Origin of the sequence: Burkholderia sp. Ac-20379, from assembly GCF_017104645.1 — a bacterium.
In the GTDB taxonomy this organism is placed as follows: Bacteria; Pseudomonadota; Gammaproteobacteria; order Burkholderiales; family Burkholderiaceae; genus Burkholderia.
Map to the genome: position 1 here is coordinate 1 of NZ_JAAGPF010000710.1, position 1,077 is coordinate 1,077.

At 73.0% G+C, this 1,077-nt stretch carries 1 protein-coding gene and 1 pseudogene; both read left to right on the forward strand.

What is annotated here, in order from left to right:
• Positions 1–635, forward strand: a 635-nt coding sequence (locus tag G3N92_RS34135; RefSeq protein WP_206131883.1) for a 2-dehydro-3-deoxygalactonokinase, incomplete at its 5' end; no start/stop codon positions are given.
• 32 nt (positions 636–667) lie between these two features.
• Positions 668–1,077, forward strand: a pseudogene (locus G3N92_RS34140) (hypothetical protein); the annotation flags it as partial.

Below are 1,077 nucleotides of genomic sequence, written 5' to 3' on the forward strand. Positions count from 1 at the left end.
TGCTCGAAGCGGGCGCGCTGCCCGACGTGATGCGCGGCGAGGAAACCCAGATCGTCGGCGCGCTGGCGGGCGACCCGGCGCTGGGCGGCGATGGCGCGGGCGCGCTGATCGGCCTGCCCGGCACGCATGCGAAATGGGCCTGGGTGCGCCAGGGCCGCATCGAGCGCTTCCGTACCTATATGACGGGCGAGCTGTTCGCGACGCTGCGCGATCACACGATCCTCGGCCGCACCATGCGCGCCGGCGCGGCAGCCGATCTCGACGCGTTCCGGCGCGGCGTGGACGTGGCGCGCGACAGCCGCGACGCGGGCCTGCTCGCGACGATTTTCAGCACCCGCACGCTCGGCCTGACCGGCCGGCTCGCGCCCGAATCGCAGGCCGATTATTTGTCGGGGCTGCTGATCGGTCATGAAATGAACGCGCTGGTCGCGATGCTGGCGAGCGTTGGCGCGAGCCTGGCCGCGCAGCCGCCGCGCCTGATCGGCGATCCGGCCTTGTGCGCACGCTATCTGGCGGCGCTGCGCGCGTTCGGCTGCGACGGCGCGCGGGTCGTCGAGCGGGCCACCGAGCGTGGCCTCTGGCGCATCGCGACGCAGGCGGGGCTGGTGGCCGCCGCCGCGTGCACGCCGGGCTGAGCGCCCTTCACCGCATTCAGGAGATCGAAACGATGTCATCCGAACTGACGCTGCCCGCACCGTACACGCCGCATGCCGGCCTGGTGCGCGCGTTCGAGGCGTGCCCGCTGGTGGCGATCCTGCGCGGCCTGACGCCGGCCGACGCGGTCGCGCACGGCACGGCGCTGGCCGAAGCCGGTTTCCGGCTGATCGAGGTGCCGCTCAACTCGCCCGATCCGTTCGCGAGCATCGCCGCGTTGCGCGCCGCGCTGCCGCCCGAGGTGCTGATCGGCGCGGGCACGGTGCTGCGCCCCGAGTATGTGGACGACGTCGCGCGCGCCGGCGGCGAACTGATCGTGATGCCGCACGCGGACGCCGCCGTGATCGGCCGCGCCCAGGCCCTTTGGCTGAGGTCGGAAGGGCGGCGGGTAGGGAAAGGTGTTTGGTGGAGGGTGATGTGTGT